The sequence below is a fragment of the Arthrobacter sp. H41 genome (genome assembly GCF_000520535.1).
Lineage (GTDB): Bacteria > Actinomycetota > Actinomycetes > Actinomycetales > Micrococcaceae > Arthrobacter_D.
The window spans coordinates 9459-16961 of record NZ_KI914815.1; the positions used below are offsets into that span (position 1 = coordinate 9459).

7 protein-coding genes are annotated in these 7503 nt (G+C 66.6%); 3 read left to right on the forward strand and 4 right to left on the reverse strand.

From position 1 onward, the window contains the following. Positions 1-64: 64 nt before the first annotated feature. Positions 65-1699, reverse strand: a complete 1635-nt coding sequence (gene pgm / locus Y705_RS0112695) for a phosphoglucomutase (alpha-D-glucose-1,6-bisphosphate-dependent) (protein WP_026533125.1) — start codon at positions 1697-1699, stop codon at positions 65-67. Positions 1700-1806: 107 nt separating this feature from the next. On the opposite strand from pgm, the gene Y705_RS19800 reads away from it, so the two are divergent. Beyond that, the gene (locus Y705_RS19800; RefSeq protein WP_049822721.1) at positions 1807-2229 is read left to right on the forward strand and encodes a DUF4190 domain-containing protein; all 423 of its coding nucleotides are present in this window, start codon (positions 1807-1809) and stop codon (positions 2227-2229) included. Between the two features lie 86 nt (positions 2230-2315). Continuing rightward, positions 2316-2471, forward strand: coding sequence for a hypothetical protein (locus tag Y705_RS21945; protein ID WP_155850071.1), 156 nt, complete (start codon positions 2316-2318; stop codon positions 2469-2471). 39 nt (positions 2472-2510) lie between these two features. Here Y705_RS21945 and Y705_RS0112710 read toward each other — a convergent pair whose 3' ends face one another. The 3 genes from Y705_RS0112710 to Y705_RS0112720 form a co-directional block, all read right to left on the reverse strand. Further along, entirely contained in the window at positions 2511-4031 is a 1521-nt protein-coding gene (locus tag Y705_RS0112710; protein WP_026533126.1) for a long-chain-fatty-acid--CoA ligase, read from the reverse strand. A gap of 106 nt (positions 4032-4137) precedes the next feature. Beyond that, on the reverse strand, positions 4138-5604 hold the full coding sequence (locus Y705_RS0112715; RefSeq protein ID WP_026533127.1) for a peptide MFS transporter: 1467 nt from the start codon (positions 5602-5604) through the stop codon (positions 4138-4140). A gap of 37 nt (positions 5605-5641) precedes the next feature. Then, positions 5642-7033, reverse strand: coding sequence for an amidase (locus Y705_RS0112720; RefSeq protein WP_026533128.1), 1392 nt, complete (start codon positions 7031-7033; stop codon positions 5642-5644). A gap of 198 nt (positions 7034-7231) precedes the next feature. On the opposite strand from Y705_RS0112720, the gene Y705_RS19805 reads away from it, so the two are divergent. After that, the coding region (locus Y705_RS19805; RefSeq protein ID WP_049822722.1) for a rhodanese-like domain-containing protein at positions 7232-7503 on the forward strand (272 nt) is incomplete at its 3' end.

Genomic DNA, 7503 nt, shown 5'->3' on the forward strand with positions numbered 1-7503 from the left:
GACGGGCCGATCAAGCGGAGGCTCCTCCGCCGGCTCCTGTAACCGCCGGCTCCTGCAATCGAGTTCAGCCGCCGATCACGCCGTCGACCAGCAGTTTCGCCTCCGCCTGCACCTGCGCCAGGTGTTTCTCCCCGAGGAAGGATTCGGCGTAGATCTTATAGACGTCCTCGGTGCCCGAGGGCCGTGCGGCGAACCACGCATTCTCCGTGGTGACCTTCAGCCCACCGACGGGTGCGCCGTTGCCCGGAGCCTCGGTGAGCCGGGCAGTGATGTCCTCGCCGGCGAGGGTGGTGGCAGTGACGTCCGACGGCGAGAGCTTCCCGAGGGCTGCTTTCTGCTCACGGGTGGCGGCCGCGTCGATCCGCGCGTACACGGGCGCACCGAACCGCTCGGTGAGCCCCGCGTAGTGCTGCGACGGCGTCTTTCCTGTCACAGCGGTGATCTCCGAGGCGAGCAGTGCCAGGAGGATGCCGTCCTTGTCGGTGCTCCACGGTGAGGCATCGTGCCGGAGGAAGGAGGCCCCGGCCGATTCCTCGCCACCGAAAGCCAGCTCGCCCGAGAGGAGCCCCGGGACGAACCACTTGAAGCCGACGGGAACCTCCTGCAGCACCCGGCCGAGGTCGGCCGCGACGCGGTCGATGATCGAGGAGGAGACGAGGGTCTTTCCGACAACGGCGTCGGCGCGCCACGCCGGACGGTTGCGGTAGAGGTAATCGATGGCCACCGCGAGGTAATGGTTGGGGTTCATGAGCCCGGCGTCGGGGGTCACGATGCCGTGGCGGTCGGCGTCGGCGTCGTTGCCCGTGGCGATGTCGTACTCCGACGCGCGGGCGATCAGGGAGGCCATGGCCGAGGGAGAGGAGCAATCCATGCGGATCTTCTCGTCCCAGTCCAGGGTCATGAAGGCCCACTGGGGATCGACTGCAGGGTTGACGACGGTGAGGTTGAGGTTGTGGCGTTCGCCGATCGCGCCCCAGTAGTCCACCGACGCGCCGCCCATGGGATCGGCGCCGATGTGCAGCCCGGACTCCCGGATGGCCTCGAGGTCGAGGACGTTCGGCAGGTCATCGACGTAGTGCTGGAGGAAGTCGTACGTGCCGATGCCCTCGGCCTGCTGGGCCTCGGCGATCGGTACGCGCTGCACGCCCCGAAGACCGTCCTCCAGGAGTTCGTTGGCCCGCGCCGCGATCCAGTTGGTCGCATCGGAATCGGCCGGTCCGCCGTGGGGCGGGTTGTACTTGAATCCGCCGTCGCCGGGCGGGTTGTGCGACGGGGTGATGACGATACCGTCGGCCCGGTCGGTGCGGCCCAGGTTGTAGGCGAGGATCGCATGCGAGACGGCGGGCGTCGGCGTGAACGCTCCCCGTGCGTCGATCCGCACCGTCACCCGGTTGGCGGCGAGGACCTCGAGGGCGGTGTTCTGGGCCGGCTCGGACAGTGCGTGGGTGTCCTTGCCCATGAACAGCGGACCGGTGATGCCCTGCCCGGCCCGGTACTCGACGATCGCCTGGGTGATCGCGGCGATGTGTCCCTCGTTGAAGGAGGCCTTGAGCGAGGACCCCCGGTGCCCGGAGGTGCCGAACGCAACACGCTGCGCCGGATTCCCCAGATCTGGTACGACGTCGAAATACGCGTCGAGGAGTGCCGTCACATCGATGAGGTCGCTGGGTAGGGCAACAGTGCCCGCTCGGTTAGCCATGGCTTCAGCATGCCAAAGAACCAACCGAAATACACCCGTTACCTCCGGCCCGGACCCGGACTCAGTAAGATGAAGGCCTGGTAGTCCCCTAGGTAAAAGGTGCAGACATGGCCGACAACGGCCCGCAGGACCGCCCACCGTTCAACGACCCCAAGGACCCGCGCTGGTACTCCGACCCCGGCAGGCCGCCCGCCGGGATGCCGCCGTACGGCGCATCACCCGCAGAGACCTCCCCCTATGGAACTCCACCGCCCGGGATCCCGCACGGCGGTTACGGGATGTCCGAGCCGAAAGGGCTGAGCATCGCCGCCCTGGTCTGCGGCGTCGCGGCCATCTTCACCGGCGGTTTCCTGGTGATTCCGCAGATCCTGGCCGTGGTCTTCGGTCATCTCGCCCTGAAGCGGGAACCGAGCGGAAAGGCACTGGCCCTGACCGGTCTGATCATCGGCTACGTCATGGTCCTGTTGACCGTACTGGTGGTCGTGTTGTTCGTCGCGCTCATCGGTTTCGCTGCCACCACTGCTCCCTGAGCAAAGCGCTTGATGTCCAGCCAATACTAAGTAAGCTGAGTATCGGTACCCGGACCGGGCGCCTCAGTTCGGAGAAAGGCAGAATCGTGAGCGAAAATCCCACCGATGCCAGTGGAAACCCCGACGACGACGGCGCTGACGCCGCAGGCAAGCCCGAGGAGCAGGACGCCGGAGGCTACGGCGGCCCCGGTCCCGAAGCAGAGGTGGCTCCCGGCTTCGAGGCCGATAACGACGACAAGTAGGCTGACCCACCGGCCGGGCCGGATTCACACGAGTTGGACTTACACAGTGATTTCGCGCTTGAGGATCTTCCCGGTCGGGCCCTTGGGAAGCTGATCCACGAAAACGACCCTGCGCGGGTACTTGTAGGCGGCGAGGCGTTTCCTGGCGAATTCGAGGATCTCATCATTGAGGACACGGCGCGCCTCGTCATCGGCAGGCATCGATTCCGCCTTGAGCCCGACGACGGCCACCACCTCCTCGCCGTGGAGCTCATCGGCGACGCCCACCACCGCCGCCTCGGCGACTGCAGGATGTTCGTAGAGAACCTCCTCCACCTCGCGGGGGTACACATTGTAGGAGCCGCGCAGGATGACGTCCTTCTTGCGGTCCACGATGAAGATGGCGCCGTCCTCATCGAACCGCGCCAGGTCTCCCGTCCGGAACCAGCCGTCGGGAATCGCTGCGGCAGTGGCCTCGCTGTTGTTCCAGTAGCCCTTCATGACGCAGTGCCCCCGTACCGAGAGCTCGCCTACCTCGCCCGGGGGGACGTCGGCGCCGTCTGCGTCGAGCATACGCACTTCGACGCCGTCCACCGGGGTGCCGATCGAGCCGGGCTTCCGGACGTCCCCCACCCGGTTGAAGCTGACGATCGGCGAGGTCTCGGAGAGGCCGTACCCCTCCAGGAGATCGGCCTCGAAGACCCGCTCGAACTCATGAAGCACTTCGACCGGCAGGGCGGAGCCCCCGGAGACCGCCACGCGGAGCGAGGCGAGGTTCGTTTCCTTCACTGCAGGGTGGCGTAGCATCGCGATGTACATGGTGGGGACGCCCTCGAAGACCGTGACGCCGTCGCGTTCGATGATCTCGAGCGCCTTTCCCGGTTCGAAGCGGGGCAGGAGTGTCACCGTGGCCCCGGTCAGCACGGCGGCATTGAGGGCGCAGGTCTGGCCGAAGATGTGGAAGAACGGCAGGCCTCCGAAAAGGACTTCGCCCACCTCGATGCCCATCAGGTCCCGGGAGATCTCGGTGTTGCGCCGGAGGTTGTCGTGGCTGAGATCCGCACCCTTGGGCCGTCCTGTGGTGCCGGAGGTATAGAGCAGGACGGCGGTGTCCGAGCCGTCCACCTCCACAAGGCCCGGTGTCGGTTCAGCCGCCGAAACCCGCTGCATAAAGGTTGCGCCGTCAACGGGGATGACGTCCACCGCGGCGCTGTCCTCCGCGGCACTGTCCGCTCCGTTCTGCGCTTCGGCGAGGACGCCCTCCCAGGCGAAGACCAGTCTCGTTCCCGAATCCACGAGGTGGTAGGCGATCTCGCGCCCCTTCAGGAGGGGGTTGAGCGGCACCACCACCGCTCCGTGACGGAGCACTCCGTAGTAGATGAATGCCATCTGAGGAATGTTCGGCAGGATGAGGGCCACCCGGTCGCCGCGCCCCACACCCATCTCGACAAGGAGTGTGGCGATCTTCTGGCTCAGCACCTCCAGGGCGCCGAAGCTGACTTCGACGTCGTCGAGCTTGATGGCCACAGCTGACGGGTGGGCTGACGCTGTGGCCACAAGGTTGGAGGCGAGGTTGGGCACGGGATCTCCTTTGATCGGCGCAGTACTGCCGGGCTTGTTACCGGTCAGTACGAGTTTGGGGGATCCTCACCGCAAGCGCAAGGAAGGCCGGCGGACCGCGCTGTTCCTACCGGACGCCGGACATCAGCTTCCGGATTGCCGGCGCGGCCGCCATGAGGGCGGCTCCGAGCACGATCGCCGTGATGCCGCTGAAGGAGAAGTACGGCACCTCGTTGTCGGCGCTGTAGTATCCGGCGAGGATTCCCGACACCGTGGTTCCGAGCGAGATGGAGAGGAAGAAGAGCGCAACCGTCTGGGTGCGGAACGCTTCGGGTGCGAGTTTCGTGGCTACCGAAAGGCCGATCGGGGAGAGGAACAATTCAGCCCAGGTGAAAAGGAGCAGTATCCCGGCCAGCGCCAGAAGCGGGGTGCTGTTGGGGCCGCCACCGGAGAACGGGATGAATGCCAGGAAGGCGATGCCCATGACGACGAGCCCGAGGCCGAACTTCACCGGTGAGGAAGGCTGGCGGCTGCCGAGTTTGGTCCACACCGCCGCGAAAACTCCGGCGAACAGGATGATGAAGATGGGATTGATCGACTGGACCATTCCCGGCGGCATCTCCCACCCGAAGATCATCCGGTCCAGCCGGGATTCGGAGTAGAGGGCAACCACGGTGAACTGCTGCTGGAACAGGGACCAGAATGCGGCGCTGGCCACGAACAGCGGAATGAAGGAGTACACCCGCCTCCGTTCGACCGGGGAGACCTTGCTGCTGGAAAGAATCACCGCGAAGTAGGCGATCGTCGCTGCGATGGCGGCATAGGCCATGACGTTGGCGAGGCTTCCGGCGTTCAGGAGGCCGGTGACGATCGCGAGGATCACAGCGGCGACGCCGGCTGCGCCGATCACTGCCCAGCGGCGGTACTGGGCGCGGGGGAGCGGGTTCTCCACGGTATGGGCAGCCGCGGGAAGGTTCTTCCTCGTCGTCGAGTACTGCACGAGCCCGATGGCCATGCCCAGCGCCGCGAGGCCGAACCCGAGGTGGAAACCGTACGAGGCCCACACGAGGTTCGTCAGGAGCGGGCCGAGCAGGGCGCCGACGTTGATTCCCATGTAGAAGATGGAGAAGCCCGCATCACGGCGCTCGTCTCCGGGAGCGTAGAGCGTGCCGACGAGTGATGAAGCGTTGGCCTTGAGCCCTCCCGAACCGACACCCACGAGCACCAGGCCCACGGTGAGGCCTGCCACGCCGGGTAGGGCGGCAAGGGCGATGTGCCCGAACATGATGAGGATCGCCGAGTAGAAAAGTACTTTCTCCGACCCGAGGAGCCGGTCCGCGATCCACGCGCCGAGGATCGTCGAGAGGTACACACCACCGCCGTAGGCCCCCACCAGGCCGGCCGCTGTGGCCTCCTCGAAGCCGAGGCCGCCGTCCTGCACCGTGTAGATCATGTAGTACAGCAGCAGCGCCTGCATGCCGTAGAAGGAGAACCGCTCCCACAGTTCGACGCTGAACAGATCGGCGAGCATCCGGGGATGCCCGAAGAAGCTTTTGGAAAGGCCGGTTGTCGGCTGGTTGCGCACAGTGCTCATTTATTCCATGGTGCCATTGGCGTTATGGAATGCAAATTCAGGGATGGGCCTCAAGTTGAGCACAGACCGCGAGAAGGTGCGCTTCGTCGCTGGGACGTCCGATGAGCTGCACCCCCATGGACAGCCCCTCCGGCGTGGTCAGTGTGGGGAAGGTGATGGCGGGAAGGCCGCAGACATTCACCATGGAGGTGTAGGGGGTGTACCTGCACTGGCGCTCGTAGTCGGTGTCGGCGTTCGAGTCCGTGTACCACCCGACGGGTCGCGGCGACATGCCGAGTGCCGGGGTGAGGATCATGTCATAGGCCGAATACTGCAGGATGGTGTCGTATTCGAACTGGCGCAGGATGTCGACGGCGGCGGCGAGCTCGGGCGCACTGCGCCGTTGTGCGCGCCGCCTCATCACCCGCGTGAGGTCGGTCAGGTGCTCCTCGCGGTCCTCGGGGATGGGCGCCGTGGCGAGCCCGGCCGTCCATACGGTCTGGAAGGCGGAAGCGTAACGAGGATCGTAGGTCAGCGGGGCGTCCACCAGGTCATGACCGGCGGATTGGAGCTGCCGGATCCCGCTGTTCAGCGCCTCGAGGCTCACCTGGTCGGGGTCGACGTCGAGCGCCGCGGAGAACGGGGACGCAGTGCTGACTCCGATCCGGAACCGGCCTTCCGCGCGCAGTGCGGCGTCGAGGAAGGACCGGGCGGTACGGGAGGCGGCGGACGTGGCGCGGTAGTTCGGTGAGCGCACCATGGCATCGAGGAGCAGCGCGGCATCCACGGCGGAACGGGCAAGGGGGCCGGCCACCACGAACTGCCCGAGGTCTGCCTGCCCCGATCCGGCAGGTACCCTGCCACGGTTCGGTTTGAGCCCCACGAGGCCGGTGGCCGCAGCCGGGATGCGCACCGAACCGCCGCCGTCGGTCCCCGGAGCGAAGGGCAGCATGCCTGCGGCCACTGCGGCAGCGCTGCCGCCCGAGGATCCTCCGGGGCTGAGGTCGAGGTCAAGCGGATTGCGCGCCGGCGGCGCGATGAGGTTCTCGCTGTAGCAGCTCAGGCCGAATTCGGGCACCTGTGTCTTGCCGAGGCTGATGGCGCCGGCCGTCCGGAGGACCGCGGCGAGGGGAGAGTCTTCGGTCGCGACCGCAGGATCGAGGGCGGCGGTGCCCAAGGTTGTCCTCACGCCGGCGACGTCGGTGAGGTCCTTGTGTGCCAGGGGCATCCCGTGCAACATCGGCAGGGGCGCCCCCGCCCTGCGCCGCTCGTCGGCTGCGTCGGCCTCCGCCAGCGCCGAGTCGTGCGTCACTGTCACGAAGGAGCCCAGGCGCGGATTCAGTGCATCGATCCGTCGGAGGAAGTGTTCAGTGATTTCACGTGCGCTTACCGCTCCGCGGGCCAGGCCATTGCGCAGGGTCAGCGCGGAGAGCTCGTGAAGCTCGCTCATTCCACACGTCCCCGGGCTGCGGGTGGTCGCGGGGCCGCGCAGGTACCGGCTGCCATGAGTACTCCGATCCTGTGACGGTCGGCACCGGCCTGGGGCGCCCGACTTCCGTGTCCACTATAGGCTGGGGATGTCGTTCACCGCGGGTGCCTGCCCTGCATCGAACCGTCGGCATTGCATCCAAGGGAAGGGAAGTACCGAGTGAGCCAGCTCGAGAACGTGTCGGTGGACTCCGTCGGCAAGAACGCGAAGATCCTGGATGTCCGGGAAGACTACGAGTGGGAGGCGGGCCACATCGAGGGTGCGGTCCATATCCCGCTCGACCAGCTACCGGAACGGCTTGCCGAGCTGAACCCCGACGACGATCTCCATGTCATCTGCCGTGTCGGCGGCCGCTCGCAGCGTGCGGGTGAGTGGCTGGTCGGCAACGGGTACTCCGCCGTCAACGTGGCGGGAGGCATGGGGGCCTGGTT